The organism is Planctellipticum variicoloris, from assembly GCF_030622045.1.
Lineage (GTDB): Bacteria > Planctomycetota > Planctomycetia > Planctomycetales > Planctomycetaceae > Planctellipticum > Planctellipticum variicoloris.
Genome location: NZ_CP130886.1, coordinates 2,884,400 through 2,903,612 on the forward strand (window position 1 = coordinate 2,884,400; position 19,213 = coordinate 2,903,612).

A 19,213-nucleotide genomic window follows, 5' to 3' on the forward strand; every position below is an offset into this window, starting at 1 on the left:
GCGAGCGACACTATGGCCCATCGACCTGCGACGGCTTTGCCTCAGGCGTGTCGCGTCGAAATCGGCCGTGCAGTGATTCCCAGTCGAGGATCAGAGCGCCGCCGGCGGCCTTCTGCCCCGCCCCCCAGGACATCAGCAGGTCCAGGCAGGCGTGATCGATGAAGTCGAGCCGGGAGAAGTCGACGTGCAGCTCGTAGCCGGTCGGGACGCGTTCGAGCTGGGCCGCCAGGGTCGGCAGCCGGACGAACGTCGCCGCCCCCTGCAGCTCCAGTCGCGCCGTGCGGGTCGCGGAATCCGTCCGCAGAACGCACTGCAGTCGCGAGAAGGTGTAAAAGATTTTTGCGGCCGAGAGGATCACGCCGACAATCACGCCCGCCAGGAGGTCCTCGAAGACGATCACGGCGATGGTGGTGGCATAGATGGCGACTTCTCCCCAGCCGTAGTTGCGGAGCTCGCGGACGGCCTTGATGTCGACCAGCTTGTAGCCGGTGTAAACGAGGATGGCGGCGAGGCAACTGGTCGGAATCTGCCGCAGCAGGCTGGCCAGCCCCGCCACGCAGACCAGGAGCCAGAGTCCGTGCAGCATGGTCGACCTGCGAGTGCGTGCGCCGGCCTGGACGTTGGCGGAGCTGCGGACGATCACGCCGGTCATCGGGAGGGCGCCGACCAGGCCGCAGAGCATGTTGCCGATGCCGTGGGCCATGAGCTCTTGATCGAAACGCGTCCGCGGCCCGGTCTGCATCTGGTCGACGGCGGCGGCGCTGAGGAGCGTCTCCGCGCTGGCGACGATCCCCGTGAGCAGCCCGTACTGCAGCACCAGTGGCCACGGAGCTTCTCGAATGAGATTCCAGGTGGGCCAGTGAATGTCGTCCCACAGTCGCGCCGGTACGTCGACATAAAAGACCGGAAGAAACAGCAGTCCCGCCGTGACGGAAGTGACAATCACTGCGATCAGAGCGGGAGGAAAGACTTTCAGCCGTCGGGGGGCCAGTTCCTGCCAGAGGAGAATGACGACGATGGTCAGCAGCCCCAGACCTCCGGCCAGTTCCGGATGTTTGAGGATATGTTGAACGCGGATCAGTGCATCGGCTGCGGCTCCACAGGCCTCATCCGGCGACTCCCCCTCTGTTTCGAGCCTCTCGACAGCAGCCGCGAAGGATTCCGCCGCCTGCCGGGCGGCGGCGGTCAGCTCGGGCTGAGCGATGGATTCGACGCTTACCGCCCACTTTCGAACTCGTTCGGCAAGCTGCCACTGTTGCGCGGTCAGGACCGTTCGATCGGCGTCCTGGTCGTTCGCGTCCAGGCAGATCTGCTGCTGTTCCAGCAGCAGCCCGCGTAATTCCTGCAGGGCGTCGCGCTTCGCCGGCCAGGTCGACATCCCGGAGAAGTTCGCTCGACCGATGGCCCGGGAAACGGCCGCGGGAATGTCCTGCAGATTCCGGGCGCCGCCGCCGGGCGGTTTTTCGTCGAGCATCACATGAAACTGGCCGCCGAGAATCAGAAACCCGATACCGGCGAGCATCCCCTTGATGACCGCCGGGGAAACCGCGCGAAACCACTGGCCCAGTCTGCCGATCCCGGCTGAGAGCTGGACGAGCCCCGCCACGATCACCACCAGCCCGAGGATTTCGAGGCCGAGGCGTTCGACGATCTCGAAGACGATGACGGTCAGGCCGGCGGCCGGCCCGCTGACCTGCAGGGGACAGCCGGCCAGGGCGCCGACGACGATGCCGCCAATGATTCCCGTGATCAATCCGGCGGCGACGGGCGTCCCCGAGGCGATGGCGATACCCATGCAGAGGGGGAGCGCCACCAGAAAGACCACCACCGAGGCCAGCAGGTCGGCCCGGAAGGTTCCCGCGCCACTGGCGGCCGCCGAGGGATCATTCGTCGGAAACATACGCTCCTTCCATCGTCAGAAACGGACGCCGCGGTGCACGGTCGGCAATCGGCAGGCAAGCCTCAATGTCCGGATGGGGGAGATTCACCCGGCGGATCGGTATCGGTCCAGCGGGAGAGTTTCCACCAGCGGGCCAGCCCCATCAGGCCGTAGAATCCGCCGACTGCAACAAGCGCCGGCAGGTGAGTGTCGATTTCGGCAAGCCAGTTCGCAAGCCAGCCGATCCCGCCCACCAGGAGGCATCCTCCGGCCGCGGCGAAACAGAGCCGGACTTCGAAGGCCAGCCGATCCCGAGGCGAGGAATGCTCACTGGGGCGAAACGGCATATCGGCGACTCCGACCGGGAACAGGGGGCAATTGACGTCGGAAGAACACGAGCGAAACGGCGGTGCAGGGCCGGGAAAACGCTCCGAAACTTACGGCTCGCTCAGAAAACAACGCCTACGGAAGTACAGATTGTATGCGTTCTCGCCGCAGATAACATTCCTGTCATCTTGCTTTGTCGCAATATCTTCAGGTGCTGAGTGTACGCGATGTTGACGGATCGTTCGGAGTCCGCGAGTGATTGTGGGCCCCTGGAGAATTCGAGTTGCGGATTCCGATCGAATCAGCGATCTTTGATGTTTTGCTGGGCTCAATCTCCGGGAGCAGTCATGTTGACTCTGACGGCGGATGGACGACGACTGTGTGACGGGGTTTCCCGCAGGGAGTGGCTCCGCGCCGGGAGTCTGGGGCTGGGCGGACTGAGTTCGCCGGCACTGCTCCAGCGGCGGGCTTCCGCCGGGGCTGACGATCGACGCGGGGCGGCGAAGTCGGTCATCGTGCTGTTCATATCCGGAGGAATGCCGCAGCACGAAACATTCGATCCCAAACCGGAGGCGCCGCGCGAAATCCGCGGGGATTTCGGCGCGATCGCGACCCAGACGCCGGGGCTGTTCCTCGGCGAACTGCTGCCGAAGATGTCACAGCTCACCGACCGGATGGCGATCATCCGCACGATGGTCACAGGCGATAACGCCCATTCCACCAGCGGTTACCAGATGCTGACCGGCATGCCGCACGTGCCGCTCAACCGCGAGAATGCCGGTCCCGGCAAGCCCAACGACTGGCCATCGCTGAACGCGCTGGTGCAGGCGTTGCGGCCGCCGGTGGCGGGGCTGCCGGCCTCGATCTCGCTGCCGAGACGACTGGCGAACAACAACGGCCAGGATCCGTGGCCCGGGACCGAAGGCGGGATCCTCGGGCGGAAACTCGATCCGTGGTTCCTGGAATGCGACCCCGCCGAAGCGGGCTTCACAGTCCCCGGCGGGGAACTGCTCGAAGGAATGGTCCCGGCGCGACTCGACCGGCGACTGCCACTACTGGACCAGCTCCGCAGCCCGCTCGACCGGCTGCAACAACAGGCGGAAATCTCCAGTTACAGCAACTATCAGCAGCAGGCGATCGACCTGATTGCGGGCGGCGGAGCGCGCGAGGCGTTCGACCTTGGCCGGGAATCGGACGCCACGCGCGACCGCTACACCCGGACCACATACGGCCAGAGCGTGCTCCTGGCCCGGCGGCTGATTGAAGCGGGCGTCTCGCTGGTGCAGGTGCAATCGGTCAGTGCGGACAAGAAACGACCCAATGGCGGCGGCTGGGACACGCACGAGAGGCACAGTGAAAGCGTGAAGGGCTGGCTGCTGCCGACCCTCGACGAAGTCTATAGCGCGCTGATCCTCGATCTCGAAGAGCGGGGGCTGCTGAGCGAGACGCTGGTCTGCCTGGTGACCGAATTCGGGCATACGCCGAAGTTCAACGCCCGCAAAGGCCGGGATCACTGGGGCCGGGTCTTCTCGATCGCCCTCGCCGGCGGCGGCATCCGGGGCGGCGTGGTCCATGGAACCTCCGATTGGCATGCCGCCGAGCCGCTGGACGGAGTCGTCCGTCCCAGCGATTACCTGGCGACCGTGTTTCATTGCCTGGGTTTTGCGCCGGAGACGATCGTGCACGACGTCGAGGGTCGCCCGATGCCGATCAGCCGGGGAAGCGTGATCGAGCCGGTGCTGGCGTAACTGCGGCCGAGCCCGGGAACTGCCGACAGTTGCGTCCGCAACTCTGCGGCGCCAGCCGCGATGGACACGTTCGACTCAAGACGTCGGGATGGCCGTTCCTGTCAGGCCAGGCCGGAATCGGTCTATGGCCGCCACGTTCGAGCGCCCGACGCGTCAGGAAGGAAAACGCGATTCTCGAATCGGCGTGTCGTCAGCTCCGAATCGCCCAGGCTTGCGCACTCTTCAGTGGCGGCAACGGGAGTTGGACCGTGAACCGATAACGATCCTGCAAGCCTCTCGGAATCGTCATCAAATCAGGACGGCGGTCTCAGAAGTACGGTGTATTGAAGAGAGGAGAGGCAAATAACAAACGGCTCGGCCCCCCCTGGAACGACGATATGCATCGCCCCAGACGCCCTGGGTTTACGTTGATCGAACTGCTGGTCGTGATCGCCATCATCGCGATCCTGATTGCCCTGCTGCTCCCGGCCGTCCAGCAGGCCCGCGAGGCCGCCCGGCGGACGCAATGTCGGAACCATCTGAAACAGATCGGCCTGGCGCTGCATAATTACAACGAAACATTCAATTCGTTTCCGACTGCGGTGATGTACGCGTACAACGCGGGCGCGGCGGCCTCACCGTCGTGGCGTCCGCGGAATCACACCTGGATTGCGGCGATTCTGCCGTATGTCGATCAGGGGCCGCTTTACAACCAGATCAGTTTTTCATTGCCGGCCTACGGACAGATCCTGCAGCAGGGAGCGGTCTCCGGGCAGCAATTGCAGTCTCAGTTGCTGGCGGAGTTTCTGTGCCCGTCGGATCCGGGTTCGGGATCCCCCGCAGCCAGCAACGGGTTCGCCTGGACCGACTATGTGGTCAACGAAGGATACGACTGGCTGGATCGTCGCTATGCGCCGCTCGGCGGCCCGTTCGGCGTCGATTACTACTGCAGGATCGGGGACGTTGTCGACGGTACGTCGAACACGATCTTCGCCGGCGAGGCGACGTCGATGGGGTTCACGGGTGGTTTTCAACGCATGGGGGGCGGTCATCGGATCACAGACGGTATCGCGGCCACTGTGATGCGGGCTTCTCTGGTGGGAACGGTGACCTCCGGTGCGCCGCAGAGCTGGGGGTATCCGGAACCCGATGGGACGCCCGCAAGCGGCAACTGGTGGAGCCAGTCATTTGCCCCGACCAATCCGAGGGTCTTCCGGCCGACGTATCACTACTCGGGCTGCCTCAACGGCGAGTGGCAGGGACCCAACAGCCTGCATACGGGGGGCGGGCATTTCCTGATGGGGGATGGTTCCGTGAAATTCCTGACGTCGAACATGCAGTACGTAGTGGAGTCCACTCTGTCGCCGCCGAACAGCCGGGGCGGCGGCGTGTGGGGCGCCTTGAATACTCACGCCGGCGGAGAGCCGGTGGGAGATTTCTAATCGCGATTCAGGTCAACCGCGGCGGGGACGGCGGCCTTTTCCTCCCGCCCGTTCACCATGTCTGCCGATTCCGAGCCAAGTCCCCCAAAGAACTCCAAGGCCACAATCCCACCCGGCGCCCATCGCCGCCGAATGCGGCATCTACGTCCAACCCAACTCTGAGTCGGCACCGGGGCCGGCCCCGGCGGCCGGCTAGCCGCGGGGGTGGCAGTTTTCGTGGATGGTTTTGAGGCGGCTGTGTTCGACGTGGGTGTAGATCTGCGTGGTGCGGATGCTGGCGTGGCCGAGCAACTCCTGGAGGGCGCGAATCTCCGCGCCCCCGGCGAGCATGTGCGTTGCGAAGCTGTGGCGGAGCGTGTGCGGGCTGACCTCGCGGCTGGCGCCGATCCGCCCGGCGTAACGCTTGACCAGCTTCCAGACTTCAATGCGCGAGAGGGTCCGGCCGCGACTGGAAAGGAGCAGTGAACCATCGTTGACGGCGACGGCGAGCTTCGGGCGTTCGTGCTCGAGGTAGGCCTGGATGGCGACGACGGCGACGGGATTCAGCGAGACGATCCGCTCCTTGTTCCCCTTGCCGAGACAGCGGCAGTAGCCCTCGTCGAGGTGGATGTCGCCGATGGTGAGGCCGCAGATTTCCGAAGCCCGGCAGCCGGTGGCGTAGAGCAGACAGAGCAGGGCGCGGTCGCGGAGGTGCCAGCGGTCGTCGCGTCCCGGAGCAGCGATGAGGCGGTTGACCATATCCGGGCTGAGAACTTTGGGGAGATGCTGCCAGAGCTTGGGGGAGTTGACGAGGTCGGCGACGCTCTCCTGGATCACCCCTTCGAGCATCAGATAGCGGAAGAACATTTTGACGGCGACGAGCTTGCGGGCCATTGAGGTCGCAGCGAGCCCCTTGTCCCGAAGAGATTCCAGCCAGCTCGTGAGCGTGCCGATCGAGGTCTGCTGCAGGACCGGGGGGCCGTGCTCAACGAACCACTCGCTGAATTGACGGAGGTCGGTCCCGTAGGCGAGGACCGTGTTGTCAGAGAGACCGCACTCGGCCTGCAGGTAGTGTGTGAAGCCGGGCAGGTGGACAGAGGTGTCGACCGGCCGACTGACGGCAACTGCCGCGGGGCCGGGGGGACGTTTGCGGGGTGGCATAGGAACTCCTGCCGAAGCCGCGAGCTCTGTTCGCAGCCGTTCCGATTAGCCTCGGATCGGCAGACTGCGAAACTTGAGACAAATCCACGCAGACAGGAATGTCTGTGCCACTGGAAATGGCAAAGCACTATGCGGGGACGGGTTCGGCGACCCGGCCGTCGCGGATGCGGACCACGAGATCGTTTCCCTGAACGTACTCCTGCTCGTGCGTGACGATGACGACGGTCGAACCATGTTCCTGGCAGAGGTCTCGCAGATCCTGGAGAATGGCCAGGCTGTTGACGCTGTCGAGCTCGCCGGTCGGTTCGTCGGCGAGGACGAGTTTGGGCCGTTTCAGCAGGGCGCGGGCGATGGCCACCCGCTGCTGCTCGCCCCCCGAGAGCTGGGCGGGGCGGTGGTCGAGGCGGGCCCCCAGTCCGAGACGATCCAGAAGATCCGCTGCGGCCCGTTTCTGACCGGCGGAGACGCCGGACGGCAGGAACGGAATCAGCACGTTCTCGACGGCGGTCAGGTTGGCGAGCAGGTTGAAGTTCTGAAAGACGAACCCGACGTCTTTGCGACGATAGGCATCCCGATCGGCTCTCGTCATGTTCTGCAGGGAGATGCCGCCGACGCGAATCTCGCCGGACGAGGGCTGGTCGAGCGCCCCGATCAGATACAGGAGCGTGCTCTTGCCGCTGCCCGAGGGGCCGAGAATGAACGTGAAGGCCCCTGCCGGAATGTGGCAGGAGATCTCGCGGAGGGCGCAGACTTCCAGTTCACCACGGCGATGGACCTTGGAAACGCGTTCGACATGGATCATGCGGGGGCCTTGGAGTGCGGTTGCGCGGGATTCCGAGTGATTGTAGCCGGCATTGCCTGGCTGTCAGCCGACCGCGTGGGAAAGTTTTGAAGTCCTTCGGCAGGTCTCGTTCGCGGATTTCCGACGATGAGGCCCTCGAATCGGCAGAGCGGACTGGCGTTTCTCGCTTGCAAACGCTCCTTCGTGGAGATGAGGATGAGACGACGTCGCCGCGGGACGACGATTGCGATCTTCGATTGGCCGGGTTCGTGAGGATCGGGCGGTATTCATGACGGCTGGAGCTTCACGGATGAATGCGGCGGGATGGCTGTGTGTGGCGTTGCTGGCGGGACCGCCGGCAAGTCTGGAGACCGCGGAACGGCCTGGCTGGTCGGTGCTGATCCGGCCGCACAACTACGATCCCCGCGATCCCTGGGATTACACCCGCCGGCAGGGGCGACCGGCCCCCGGCAACCGCGTCGACGGCCCCTTGTGGAACCGGCCGGCGAACTCTCCCGTTGTCCTGTCGCAGCCAATTCCAGCGGTTATTCCAGTTCCCACCGTCGAACAACGGGTGCTGGCGCTGGGCTATTCGGTGCGGGGCGCACCGATCGTGATGTATGTTTTCGGGACCGGGGAGCAGCGATTGCTGATCTTTGCCGCCATTCATGGCGATGAGTCGAACACCGCGGGGGTGGCCCGGCGACTGATCGAGGAGCTGGAGACGGAGCCGCGAGTCCCGGAAGGGTGCTCGGTCGCCGTGATTCCGGTCGCAAATCCCGACGGGCTGGTGAAGCGGACGCGGCAGAACTCGCGGGAGATCGACCTGAATCGCAACTTCCCGGCCCGCAACTTCGCCGTCGGGAAGAAGGGGCGGTACTTCGGCGGGGACGAGGCGTCGAGCGAACCGGAGACGCTGGCGCTGATCAAGGCGATCGAGTTGTTCGGGCCGCAGGCAATCATCTCGCTGCACTGCATCGCCCGCGGCCGGCATGGGAACAACTACGACGGCCCCGGGGAGTCGCTCGCCGCGGCGCTGGCGGAGAAGAACGGCTACGCCGTGCTGAAGTCGATCGGGTATCCCACGCCGGGGAGTTTTGGTTCGTGGGCGGGAGTGGACCGGCAGTTGCCGACGATCACGTTGGAGCTGCCGGCCGATCTCGGCGAGGAGCAGGCGTGGGGGGAGAATCGAGAGGCGCTGCTGGCGGTTGTTGGCGGTGCGGGGTGGGCCGAGACGGGAAAGTGAGGCGTCCGATAAGTCGCATGCTGATTCGAGTCGTCATCCTGGCCGGCTGCCTGTTGAGCGTCGCGGACGGTCAGGATGCGGCCGAGCACCGGGCGAAAGCCCAGGCGTTTCATCTGCGGGCTCAGGAAAAGACCGGCGTGCTCGTGCCGATGTACGTCTACCCGGCGAATGTTCACACGAACGCCGAGTATAACCGGCTGATCGAGCTGAAGCGGCGGTACGAAACCGTCCCCTTCTGGGTCATCGTGAATCCGGCGTCCGGGCCCGGAAACCAGGTCGACGCCAACTATACCAAGGCGATCGACCGGCTGCAGGGGGCCGGGTGCGTCACGCTGGGGTACGTCTCCACCGCCTATGGCAAGGAAACCGTCGCAGACGTGCAGGCGGATATCGACGAATGGCTGAAGCTCTACCCGCGGATTCAAGGCATTTTCTTCGATGAAATGCTCTACGAGGATACGGAGGCCGCCGGGGCCCGGCAGGTGCGGCTGAACCAGTATGCCCGGCAGCGGGGACTGTGGCCGACGGTCGCCAATCCCGGCGCCGAGACCCCCGAACGGTTCTTTGCCGAAGACGCTGCGGACGTGATCGTGGTCCACGAAGGAAACGCCTGGCCTGAGGAAGCCCGGCTCAAGGGGGATTACTTCGGCGGCTATGCCGACTATCCCCCGTTCACGCGGGCGGTCCTGCTGCATTCGTTGCCGAAGCTCGATGTCGCCGGCCTGGCGATGGCGCGGAAGTATGTCCGGTGGGTCTATGTGACGGACCGCCCGTTCGATCCGCAGAATCCTGAGAAGCTGAATCCGTGGGATCGGTTGTCGAGCCATCTGGAGGCAGTGTGCCGGGAGCTGGACGGAACGGCGAAATGATGCGGTGCCCTATTCCATCATCGACCAGCGAGCCTGAAGCGTTCGTGCCACATTGTCGAATGTCGGCATCAAGTGCGCAAGACTAATCCCCTCGCGCTCCAACAGTTCAGCGAGCTTTCGCGTTTCCGAATGGGGAAGCTCGACTTTCCGCAGTAACGGAAACGGGCAAGGCTCGCGGGCCGCGACAATTGGCCAGCGTTGAGCATCTGAGTCTTCACCGGCATTGATCCGGTCGACGAACAACTCGAGTACACGTTCCAATGTGGGCCATTCGCCGATCGACGAGCGAAATCGTGCGGCTTGCTTCAGTAAGACGAAACACCCCTCTTGATTCAGCATGTAGTCGTCGACATCAAATCCGCCATCGACGGAATCAATGAATACCACCTCACTGAGAAATTGCCGGAAGACCCAACTCGTTGAATTGAACGCCCACACCGCTAGCGATTCAGGCAATTCATCATCGGCGGAAGTCGGCGCTAAAGTGGCAAAGTAGGCAGCAAGAACGGGATCCTTCGTGAAGTCGATCAAGCGTGTAGGAACGCCGTGATGCTGCGCAAGCGGGCCAATCGGCAGGTCAGGGCACATATGGTCAAACGTATTGTCCTCTCTCGCAAAGAAATGATTGCGCCCAGGATTACCTCTTCCGGCTGGAACCACCCACGGACGGAGTGGCGACGAACTAATCGGCAATCGCGCCGCGCGAGCCAGTTCTGCGAACTGTGCGAGAGCTTCAGATTCGGCCATCCACTGGGCGCGCACGTCGAATTCCCAGTCCGCGGAACCCGGCTTTATCGTCGTTCGAAACGTCTCCCAAAGCTTCCGAAATGGACTTCCTCCAATTCGCCGGAATGCCGAAGGCTCCAGCTTCCATTCAGCGTCCCATTGTCCGCGAAAAATCCAAGGGCACTCTCGATTCTCCCACCAATGGCCATTTGACCTTCGCAGGTAAGCGAGAAACTCTGCTGCCGAAGCAATCAAAATCGTGTGGACAACTTGATCGTACGACAACTTAGCCAAGGTGGAATCCCTTGCAAATGAGATTAGCCGATTCGGAAACCGCGTTCTGACAAAGTATCATCGACAATTGCGTGACTGTCGACTGTTTCGCAGAAACGGCAATAGATCGGCGATGACAATTCCACTCACTGCCCGCGCCGGCTGAGCGACGCGTAGAACCAGTGCTTCACAAGCTCCGCGGACGCCGCGTACATAGCAACGATCGCCAGCATGGCGGCCAGCGTCAGCGCGGGAAGCGGGGCGAACCCGAGGTCGTCGGCGAACGGCAGGTACGGTAATGCGATCGTGGCCAAGGCGACCAGCACTGTCCCGATCAGGAGTCCGCGGCCGGGGCGGGTCCGCCAGAACGGACGGCGGCTGCGGATCACCAGCACGACCAGCGCCGCCGAGACGACGGATTCGACAAACCAGCCGGTGCGGAGCGTGGCCTGATCGGCGTGCAGGACCAGCAGCAGAACTCCAAACGTCAGAAAATCGAAGACCGAGCTGAGCGGGCCGAAGACCAGCATGAACCGCTGAATTTCGCCAATGTTCCAGCGGCGGGGATGCTGGAGTTGCTCCGAATCGACGGCGTCCTGGGCGATGGTCATCTCGGGGATGTCGGTCAGCAGATTCATCAGCAGAATCTGCTTCGGTAATAGCGGCAGGAAGGGGAGAAAGAGCGATGTGCCGGCCATGCTGAACATGTTGCCGAAGTTTGCGCTCGTCGCCATGAAGACGTATTTCATCGTATTCGCGAACGTCACCCGGCCTTCCTGAATGCCGTCGCACAGGACGTTGAGATCTGGCTTCATCAGGACGATGTCGGCGGCCTCCTTGGCGACGTCGACCGCCTGATCGACGGAAATCCCCACATCGGCGGCGTGCAGCGCGGTGGCGTCGTTGATCCCGTCGCCGATGTAGCCCACGACATGCCCGGCCCGTTTGAGCGCAAGGATGATCCGTTCCTTCTGGTTCGGTTCGACCTCGGCGAACACATCCGTGTCTTCGACCCGGCGGCGCAGGGCGTCATCGCTGAAGTGCCGGAGGTCTTCGCCGCGAAGCAGGTTGGCGGTATTCAGTCCCACTTGACCGGCCACATTCGCTGCGACGAGATGATTGTCGCCCGTGATCATTTTCAGGCGGACCCCCATGTCCTGCAGTCGGCGGAGGGTGTCGGCGATGCCGGGTTTGGGAGGATCGTGCAGGGCGATGAAGCCCACGAAAGTCATCTCGGCTTCATCAGCGCGGGTCACGCGATCCTGAAGGACCACTCGACAGGCAACGCCGAGCGTGCGTAGACCCTGTGCGCTCAGTTCCTGGAATCGACATTCGATGGAAGAACGAACCTGCGCCAGTGGCATACGTTCGCCCGAAACCGATTCCGCCGCGGTGCAGACTTCCAGGACGTTCTTCAGCGCGCCTTTTGTGATGAGCACGCGCTGGTCGCCGTCCCGGACGAGGAGGCTGAGGCGTTTGCGGAGGAAGTCGTAGGGGATTTCGTCGAGCTTCCGCACCGCGGACAGGTCGTCGCCGGGGACTTGCCGCAGCGCGACGTCGATCGGATTGCTGAAGCCGGTTTCGAGGGTGGCGTTGAGGCGGGCCAGCCGGAGTGCCCGTGGACTGGCGACGCCGGCGAAATCGGTGACCGATTGGACTTCGACGGTGCCGGCGGTCAGCGTCCCGGTCTTGTCTGAGCAGAGGATGTCCATGCTGCCGAAGTTTTCGATCGACGACAGCCGGCGGACGATGACGTCCTGCCGGGCCAGCCGACGCGCGCCGTGAGCCAGGTTGACGCTGATGATCGCCGGCAGGAGCTGCGGCGTCAGACCGACCGCCAGTGCCAGCGCAAACATGAAGGCTTCGAGGGCCGGATGCCGCAGGACGAGATGAATGGCGAAAATCCCGAGCAGCAGGACCAGCGTGACCTCCATCAGGAAATAGCCGAATCGCCGGACTCCCCGTTCGAATTCGGTTTCGGGTGTGCGCAGTCGCAGGCGGCCCGCGATGCGACCGAATTCCGTCGAGGCTCCTGTGGCGACGACGACCACGCGGGCGCTGCCGCTGATGACGCTGGTTCCCTGGAAGACCATGTTCGTGCGGGCGTTTAGGGATGTCGACGGAGGGAGGTCGGCGGGGTGCTTCTCGCCGGGGAAGGTTTCGCCGGTCAGAGCGGACTCATTGACGAACAGGTCCTGCGCCTCGATCAGGCGACAGTCGCCCGGCAGCGTCGAACCAGCCGACAGTTCGAGGATGTCGCCTGGGACGACTTCGGCAGTCGGGATTTCGACGAGGTGGCCGTCGCGGAAGACGCGGGCGCGCGCCGTCACGAGCGACAACAAACGGTCGACGGCGCTGGCGGCGCTGTACTCCTGCCAGAAACCGAGTCCGCCGCTGGCGAGCATGATCCCCAGAATGATGATCGCGTCGGAGGCGTCTCGCAGAAAGATCGAGAGCGTGGCGGAGAAGAGCAGGATCAGGACGATGGGACTGGCGAACTGCGCGCCGAGCAGTCGGAGCGTTCGCCAGGTCGACGATTCGCGGCGGACGGCGGGACCGCGACGCTGGATCGCCTGATCGGTCGACAATCCCGCGACCGTCGTGCTGACGCTGGCCAGGATCTCCGAAAGCGGAGCGGACCAGGGGGGATTTGTCGATGCGGCGAGCTTCTGCGGGGAATCCACGGTGCAACTTTCGCGGGGAAGACCGACAATGCAGCGGACGATCCGACGTACGCTTATACCGCATCCCCGTCTGTCATGATGAGGAAGATCGATGCCCACCGAACTTGCAAGAATGCTCGCCGGCGAATTGTACAACCCGCACGATGCGGAACTGGTCGCGATGCGGCAGCGGGCGCGGGATCTCTGCTGGGATCTGAATGCGACGCGCGAGTCGGATGTTGACCTCCGGCGGCAGATTCTGAGGCAACTGTTCGGGGCGGGCGGTGAAACGGTCTGGCTGCAGCCGCCATACTTCTGCGACTACGGCATCCATATTTCGCTCGGCGAGAAAGTCTTCTTCAACTTCAACTGCGTGGTGCTGGACGTCTGCCGGGTGACGATCGGCGATCGGACGCTGTTTGCCCCCGCCGTGCAGATTTACGCAGCGACGCACCCCTTGGATGCCGTACTGAGGCGGACGCAGGAATCGGGCAAGCCGGTGACGATTGGTTCGGACTGCTGGATCGGCGGCGGGGCGATCATCTGCCCCGGCGTGACGATCGGCGACCGGACTGTGATCGGAGCCGGGAGCGTGGTGACACGGGACATTCCGGCAGGAGTGATCGCGGCGGGAAATCCCTGCCGGGTACTGCGGACGATTGACGCATCCGTCGCAAATGGTTCGTCGCCGGAAGTGCAGGCCCCCGGCGGCGCGGCCTGACCAGGACGCTACCAAATCTTTTTCTGTGTCCTGAAACCGTGTGCGATATAATTGAAGTAGCCGCGTGTTGAACGACCGCGGCTGCGAAACGCCGCCGCGACGTCCCGCTGTTTACCTTAACGTGAGGAATACCGCGGGAGGCGATTGGCAGACCGTCTGGCTGTGCCGGAGCCGGGGTCCATCTCGCTCGTACGGGATGAGCCGGTCTTGGCGCGGCCCCAAATACTCCGATGACTCTCTCCCCGGCAATGCAGGGAGAGTCAGGCAATCTGCGATGATCGCCGAAGGCCGGCGACGTTGAAACGGCGCAAACGCGTCACAGTGGTGGACCGGAGTTGCTCCGGATTCGATCGCCAATTCAAGCGAATGCTGTCGGAGAGGCCGACCGTGCGGATGCCAGCTTCGGACATTCCCGAACAGCATGTAGCGGCCCCGCTCGTCACACCTCAGACCGGCAGGGCGGGAAAGACGACGAGGCCATGTTCTGGCTGTGGACGGGATTCATTGGATTCATCCTCCTGATGTTGGCGCTCGACCTGGGCGTTTTTCATCGCAAGGCGCACGCCGTATCGATGCGCGAGGCGATCGCCTGGTCCGCGGTCTGGATCTCTCTCGGACTGGCGTTCTCAGGATTCGTGTATTTCGGCTATGACGGCCATTGGTTCGAGCTGGGGACTCACGCCGACGCTGTCGACGGAGTCGTCAATGACGGCCGGAGCGCTGTCGAGAAATATCTGACAGGGTATGTCGTCGAAAAGTCGCTGAGCGTGGATAACATCTTCGTGATCGCGATGATTTTCCAGGCGTTTGCGATTCCCCCGATTTACCAGCACCGCGTCCTGTTCTGGGGGATCACCTGCGCGTTGATATTGCGGGGGCTGATGATTGCGGCCGGCGCGGCCTTCATCGCCCGGTTTCACTGGATCCTCCCCGCATTCGGGATCATTCTGATCGTCACCGGCCTCAAAATGCTGTTCCTGCGGTCCGAAAAGAATGACCTGAAGAACAACGTGGCGGTGTGGCTGGCCCGCCGCCTCCTTCCGCTGACGAACCGGTGTCACGGGGAGCATTTCGTGGTCCGGGCCGGCGCTCCGGCGTCCCGCGAGACCGCCGTTCCCCATCGAGCCCGCCTTCCGGACGACGCCGTCAATCAGGCCGCGCCGGGGACGCTGATGTTGACTCCGCTGGCGCTGGCCCTGCTGGTGGTCGAAGCGACGGACGTCATCTTTGCGGGGGATTCCATCCCGGCGATCTTCGCGATTACCGCGGATCCGTTTCTCGTCTTTACGAGCAACGTGTTCGCGATCCTGGGACTGCGTTCGCTGTACTTTGCGCTGGTCGGGATGCTGGATCGATTCTGCTACCTCAAGGTTTCGCTGGCGGCGATCCTGCTGGTGATCGGGCTCAAGATGACCCTGGCGGACCAGTTCCGCTCGTACTTCGGCGACCATTTCAATGTTTCGCTGCTGGGACTGGTGCTGCTGATCCTGGCCACCGGGATCGCGGCGTCGCTGATCAGATCGCAATCCAAACGCCGCGACCGAACCCGTGAGAGTCAGTTCATCGATCGAGATGCGTCGGCCGGGAGCAGGTGGAAATCGGGCAAATCCGGACCGGCGTGAACCACAGGCTCGCATCCCCACGGCAATCCAGCAACAATCGCGAACTCGCGACGGGCGATGGCGCTCCCGCCGGTTCGATCCATCCCGGCAGATGTCGCGAGAAATCCGGGCGGGACGTGCAAGATGTTCCACACCACACGGTGGAGTCTGGTCCAGGCCGCCGGCGGAGCCCAGAGCTCCGTCGCGCGGGAGGCCATCGGGGCGCTCAGCGAAACCTACTGGTACCCCCTCTACGCCTACGCCCGCCGGCAGGGGTGCGCGGCCGGCGATGTGGAGGACCGGATTCAGGGGTTCTTTGCCTTTGTGCTGGAAGGGGACGTCTTGACCGCGGCGGATCCGCTGCGGGGACGGTTCCGGTCGTTTCTGCTCAAGTCGTTTCAGAATTTTCTGCGGTCGGAACACCGCCGGGAGACTTCGTTGAAGCGCGGAGGCGGGCGAGTCGTCCAGTCGCTGGATGTCGCCCGGGCGGAGGAGCGGTACTCGCTGGAGCCGGCCGACGTGGCGACGCCGGAGCGGCTGTTCGAACGGCAGTGGGCGCTGACCCTGCTGCAGGCGACGCAGGACGAAGTCCGGGCCGAGTACGAGGCGAAGGGGCAGGGGACGCTGTTCGCGGCCCTGGAAGCCCATCTGCGGCAGGACCAGTCGCTGGTTCCGTATGTCGAGCTGGGGCAACTGCTTGGGCTCTCCGAGGAGGCGATCAAGTCGGCGGCTCATCGGCTGCGGAAACGGTATCGGGAACTGCTGCGGAGTGCGGTGGCGGATACGCTGGCTGATGCGGCAGACGTCGACGACGAACTGCGATTGCTCCTGCAGGCGGTCGGGTGACCCGGCGTCCAGGAAATAAAATCTGAGCAACCCGGCCCAGAGAAATGCGTAGTCCCCGGTGGTACTCTTCCAACAGATCGCCACAGGGGCCGCCGCCATGACCTCTTCCGCCACGAACTGCCCCCAATGCGGAACCGCGTTTCCCACCGGGTATGCCGCGCCGCTTTGCCCGGCGTGTCTGTTGAAACTGGGATTTGAGAGCCGGGATCCTTCGGCCGGCCCGGCGACGTCCCCCTATCAACCCCGGTTTCTGGCTCCCACGCCTGAAGAGCTGGCCCCGCGCTTTCCGCAACTGGAAATTCTGGAGCGGATCGGCGCCGGCGGCATGGGAGTCGTCTATCGGGCCCGGCAGAAGGAGCTGGACCGGATTGTCGCACTCAAGATTCTGCGCCCCGACTTCGGTCCGGAAGCAAACTTCGCCGAGCGGTTCCAGCGCGAAGCCCGGGCGCTGGCTCGTCTGAGTCATCCCCACATCGTCACCGTCCACGACTTCGGCCGGATCGACGACGTCTATTATTTCGTGATGGAGTACATCGACGGCGTGAATCTGCGGCAGCTCGAAAAGGCCGGGCAGCTCACGCCGACCCAGGCGCTGGCCCTGGTCCCGCAGGTCTGCGAAGCGCTGCAGTACGCCCACGAGCAGGGGGTCGTGCATCGGGACATCAAGCCCGAAAACATTCTCATTACCCGCGACGGGCGGGTGAAGATTGCGGACTTCGGGCTGGCCAAGCTGGCGGGACACGCCGAGCAGTCGCACTTGACGGGCACCTGGCAGGTGATGGGGACGCCGCACTACATGGCCCCCGAGCAGGTCGAGCGGCCGACAGAAGTCGACCACCGAGCCGATATCTACTCGCTCGGCGTCGTCTTCTACGAGATGCTGACGGGGGAACTGCCGCTGGGACGGTTTCCGCTGCCGTCGAGCAAGGCGCAGCTCGACATCCGGCTGGACGACGTGGTGTTGCGGTCGCTGGAGAAGTCGCCCGAACGGCGGTATCAACATGCGACGGATGTGCAGACCGACGTCGAGCAGATCCGGCAGACACGGGGGAAGAAAACCACGAAGCCCGTCGAGCGGTTCGCCGGTGAGCCGGACGTCGTCAGAAAGCGGGTGCTGGCGAGTCTGGAACTGCCGGCCAATGCGTTAATCATCGTGGGGCTGGTCGAGTTCTTCATCACCGTGGTGTATCTCTTCCTGATCCCGCCACTCGCGCCGTTGCTGATGGTGGTCCCGGCTTTCACGATCTGGACCGGGCTGACACTGAAAACTGGAGAGAACCTTCAATCAACCGTGATCGGAGGATGCGTCAGCCTGATCCCTGTGTCGTTCCTCTGGCCGGTCAAGGCGGCGATCTGTGTCGCCTCCTGGATGGTGCTGCGACATCCGCCGGCTCGAGCGGCGTTCGGGCAGATCGGATGGCGGGAGGGAGAAGCCTGGCAGACGATCCAGGATTGGTTCCGGCAGACCTGGATCGCGACTCGCGGAGGAGCCGCGACGCTCTGGCAGGCGACCTGGAACAGAATTCCAAGCCCGGCATCCGCTCATGCGGCGGTCGCGGCGGTCAAAGAGCACGCCGCACAACTTCCCGAACGAGCGGCCCCGGCGATGCGGACCGTCGCGGCGGTGATCCGGCATCCGATTCCGCGGGGAGTCGTCGCCTGGGCATTCTGGTCGGTCGTCTGGTCGGCCTGGTGCATCTTCGCGATGATGCTGACGGTGGAACTGACCGACCTGAGTTCCGGTCGCTACCGGGCGGAACACGAGCGGCTGTTTACGACGACGGGACTGCTGCTCGCGGTCGGCTGGGTGCTGGGGGAAATCGTCCTGGTCTGGAACGGTGTCACGCAGTGCCTTTTGCGAATGAGCGGCCAGCCCGCATCACGGATCTCCGGGCCACGACGAGCCTTGTTTGCCGCCTCGGGAGCGGCACTGCTGATGTCGGTCCTGCTGCTGATTGGCGAAGCCTTGGGAGCGGCCGACCGCTGGTCGGACTGGTACGACCTGCAAAACCCGGCCGGCTTCGGCGAAGTGGCCTTGGTGCAGCTCCTGTTTGCGCTCTGCTGCGGACTGTCGGCCGTGCTGCTGCGCTGGCCTGCAGTCCGCTGGGTCACGCGCATCCTGCTGCTGCTCGCGGTCGCGTTTCCGGCGGCGCTGCTGCTGGCAATGTCCGTCGACAGGGGTCACGCCCCACCCGTCGCACTGACACTCTGGCCGACGGCGATGTCGCTTCCCGCTGTCCTCTGGGGCTTCTGGGGGACTCGGCGGGAGCCAGCCAAAACAATCGAACCAGCCGCGCCGGTTCAACCTGCAGAGCCGTCCGGGCTGGCCAGCACCACTGTGTAGCCTTCAGGATCGCGAATCCACAGCTCCCAGTGGTTGGGGCCGCCGTCGCCGTCCGGGGGATTGCGGTGCCGGGGCAGGACAACTTCGGCCTGCAGCGCTTCGGCCCGCGCAAGGGCGGCGTCGAAATCGTCGATCTCGAACCACAGCAGGACGCCGTTGCCGTAGGGCCTGGCCGCGGGATTACCGATGGGACCGTGGTCGTGATCGACATCCCAGCGATGGAGCTGGAGGATCAAGGTTCCGTTGGCTTCGAGCCGCTCGTACTCCGGGCCGCCGTGGGCGCTCTGGCAGCCGAGCAGTTGCTGATACCAGCGGCTCGTGGCTTCAACGTCGTGGACGCAGAGGAGGGGCTGGGGGCGCATGGGGAGATGTCTCCGAGACGGAGTGCCGGCAGAACCGCGGAACAGGATACCGAAACCCAGCCCGGTTCGCCGGGGTTCAATCCTCAGCCTCCTCCTGCGCCGAAGATCCGCGCCGACCCCGCCGTCCGGCGCAAGTCTTCTGACAATTGGCGCTTCTGTCCGAGCCGCCGGTGCGATATAAACGGAGGCGAATGATTCGTTTTTCGCGAACGCCGGGCGGACGGTCGGGGGAGCGTCGGCCGTCGGGATGGAAATTAAAGCGGGAT

Annotated in this window: 15 protein-coding genes; 8 read left to right on the plus strand and 7 right to left on the minus strand. The window is 64.0% G+C overall.

Annotated features, from left to right (window positions below):
- Positions 1 to 10 precede the first annotated feature (10 nt).
- Together SH412_RS11230 and SH412_RS11235 are read right to left on the minus strand one after the other, a co-directional pair.
- Positions 11 to 1,900, minus strand: coding sequence for a SulP family inorganic anion transporter (locus tag SH412_RS11230; protein ID WP_336523606.1), 1,890 nt, complete (start codon positions 1,898 to 1,900; stop codon positions 11 to 13).
- A gap of 62 nt (positions 1,901 to 1,962) precedes the next feature.
- Complete coding sequence (locus SH412_RS11235; protein WP_336523607.1) at positions 1,963 to 2,226, minus strand: hypothetical protein; 264 nt, start codon at positions 2,224 to 2,226, stop codon at positions 1,963 to 1,965.
- Between the two features lie 327 nt (positions 2,227 to 2,553).
- Here SH412_RS11235 and SH412_RS11240 point away from each other — a divergent pair, with 327 nt between their 5' ends.
- Both SH412_RS11240 and SH412_RS11245 read left to right on the plus strand, forming a co-directional pair.
- Complete coding sequence (locus tag SH412_RS11240; protein ID WP_336523608.1) at positions 2,554 to 3,954, plus strand: DUF1501 domain-containing protein; 1,401 nt, start codon at positions 2,554 to 2,556, stop codon at positions 3,952 to 3,954.
- Positions 3,955 to 4,331: 377 nt separating this feature from the next.
- Positions 4,332 to 5,375, plus strand: coding sequence for a DUF1559 domain-containing protein (locus SH412_RS11245; RefSeq protein WP_336523609.1), 1,044 nt, complete (start codon positions 4,332 to 4,334; stop codon positions 5,373 to 5,375).
- A gap of 192 nt (positions 5,376 to 5,567) precedes the next feature.
- On the opposite strand, the gene xerD is transcribed toward SH412_RS11245, so the two are convergent.
- Together xerD and SH412_RS11255 are read right to left on the minus strand one after the other, a co-directional pair.
- On the minus strand, positions 5,568 to 6,515 hold the full coding sequence (xerD, locus tag SH412_RS11250) for a site-specific tyrosine recombinase XerD (RefSeq protein WP_336523610.1): 948 nt from the start codon (positions 6,513 to 6,515) through the stop codon (positions 5,568 to 5,570).
- A gap of 127 nt (positions 6,516 to 6,642) precedes the next feature.
- The gene (locus SH412_RS11255) at positions 6,643 to 7,317 is read right to left on the minus strand and encodes an ABC transporter ATP-binding protein (protein ID WP_336523611.1); all 675 of its coding nucleotides are present in this window, start codon (positions 7,315 to 7,317) and stop codon (positions 6,643 to 6,645) included.
- Positions 7,318 to 7,606: 289 nt separating this feature from the next.
- On the opposite strand from SH412_RS11255, the gene SH412_RS11260 reads away from it, so the two are divergent.
- Positions 7,607 to 8,542: a M14 family zinc carboxypeptidase gene (locus tag SH412_RS11260; RefSeq protein ID WP_336523612.1), complete on the plus strand. Its 936-nt coding sequence runs from the start codon at positions 7,607 to 7,609 to the stop codon at positions 8,540 to 8,542.
- Between the two features lie 17 nt (positions 8,543 to 8,559).
- A complete protein-coding gene (locus SH412_RS11265) occupies positions 8,560 to 9,411 on the plus strand; it encodes a spherulation-specific family 4 protein (RefSeq protein ID WP_336523613.1) in 852 nt (283 codons plus the stop codon).
- 9 nt (positions 9,412 to 9,420) lie between these two features.
- Here SH412_RS11265 and SH412_RS11270 read toward each other — a convergent pair whose 3' ends face one another.
- Both SH412_RS11270 and mgtA read right to left on the minus strand, forming a co-directional pair.
- Entirely contained in the window at positions 9,421 to 10,431 is a 1,011-nt protein-coding gene (locus tag SH412_RS11270; RefSeq protein WP_336523614.1) for an FRG domain-containing protein, read from the minus strand.
- A gap of 125 nt (positions 10,432 to 10,556) precedes the next feature.
- Positions 10,557 to 13,094 carry a magnesium-translocating P-type ATPase gene (mgtA, locus tag SH412_RS11275; RefSeq protein WP_336523615.1) on the minus strand — a complete coding sequence of 846 codons (2,538 nt, stop codon included), beginning with the start codon at positions 13,092 to 13,094 and terminating at the stop codon, positions 10,557 to 10,559.
- Positions 13,095 to 13,185: 91 nt separating this feature from the next.
- On the opposite strand from mgtA, the gene SH412_RS11280 reads away from it, so the two are divergent.
- The 4 genes from SH412_RS11280 (at position 13,186) to SH412_RS11295 (ending at position 18,585) form a co-directional block, all read left to right on the plus strand.
- On the plus strand, positions 13,186 to 13,794 hold the full coding sequence (locus SH412_RS11280; protein ID WP_336523616.1) for a sugar O-acetyltransferase: 609 nt from the start codon (positions 13,186 to 13,188) through the stop codon (positions 13,792 to 13,794).
- Positions 13,795 to 14,273: 479 nt separating this feature from the next.
- Positions 14,274 to 15,416 carry a TerC family protein gene (locus SH412_RS11285; protein ID WP_336523617.1) on the plus strand — a complete coding sequence of 381 codons (1,143 nt, stop codon included), beginning with the start codon at positions 14,274 to 14,276 and terminating at the stop codon, positions 15,414 to 15,416.
- 123 nt (positions 15,417 to 15,539) lie between these two features.
- The gene (locus SH412_RS11290; RefSeq protein WP_336523618.1) at positions 15,540 to 16,241 is read left to right on the plus strand and encodes an RNA polymerase sigma factor; all 702 of its coding nucleotides are present in this window, start codon (positions 15,540 to 15,542) and stop codon (positions 16,239 to 16,241) included.
- Positions 16,242 to 16,338: 97 nt separating this feature from the next.
- Entirely contained in the window at positions 16,339 to 18,585 is a 2,247-nt protein-coding gene (locus SH412_RS11295; RefSeq protein WP_336523619.1) for a serine/threonine-protein kinase, read from the plus strand.
- Here the strand turns inward: SH412_RS11295 and SH412_RS11300 are convergent.
- Entirely contained in the window at positions 18,543 to 18,947 is a 405-nt protein-coding gene (locus tag SH412_RS11300) for a VOC family protein (RefSeq protein WP_336523620.1), read from the minus strand. The two genes, SH412_RS11295 and SH412_RS11300, sit on opposite strands and share 43 nt — an antisense overlap.
- Between the last annotated feature and the right edge of the window lie 266 nt (positions 18,948 to 19,213).

Coding starts and splice junctions, on each gene's coding strand:
- SH412_RS11230 (WP_336523606.1), bottom strand. CDS start 1,900: ATGTTTCCGACGAATGATCCCTCGGCGGCCGCCAGTGGCGCGGGAACC.
- SH412_RS11235 (WP_336523607.1), bottom strand. CDS start 2,226: ATGCCGTTTCGCCCCAGTGAGCATTCCTCGCCTCGGGATCGGCTGGCC.
- SH412_RS11240 (WP_336523608.1), top strand. CDS start 2,554: ATGTTGACTCTGACGGCGGATGGACGACGACTGTGTGACGGGGTTTCC.
- SH412_RS11245 (WP_336523609.1), top strand. CDS start 4,332: ATGCATCGCCCCAGACGCCCTGGGTTTACGTTGATCGAACTGCTGGTC.
- xerD (WP_336523610.1), bottom strand. CDS start 6,515: ATGCCACCCCGCAAACGTCCCCCCGGCCCCGCGGCAGTTGCCGTCAGT.
- SH412_RS11255 (WP_336523611.1), bottom strand. CDS start 7,317: ATGATCCATGTCGAACGCGTTTCCAAGGTCCATCGCCGTGGTGAACTG.
- SH412_RS11260 (WP_336523612.1), top strand. CDS start 7,607: ATGAATGCGGCGGGATGGCTGTGTGTGGCGTTGCTGGCGGGACCGCCG.
- SH412_RS11265 (WP_336523613.1), top strand. CDS start 8,560: ATGCTGATTCGAGTCGTCATCCTGGCCGGCTGCCTGTTGAGCGTCGCG.
- SH412_RS11280 (WP_336523616.1), top strand. CDS start 13,186: ATGCCCACCGAACTTGCAAGAATGCTCGCCGGCGAATTGTACAACCCG.
- SH412_RS11285 (WP_336523617.1), top strand. CDS start 14,274: ATGTTCTGGCTGTGGACGGGATTCATTGGATTCATCCTCCTGATGTTG.
- SH412_RS11290 (WP_336523618.1), top strand. CDS start 15,540: ATGTTCCACACCACACGGTGGAGTCTGGTCCAGGCCGCCGGCGGAGCC.
- SH412_RS11295 (WP_336523619.1), top strand. CDS start 16,339: ATGACCTCTTCCGCCACGAACTGCCCCCAATGCGGAACCGCGTTTCCC.
- SH412_RS11300 (WP_336523620.1), bottom strand. CDS start 18,947: ATGCGCCCCCAGCCCCTCCTCTGCGTCCACGACGTTGAAGCCACGAGC.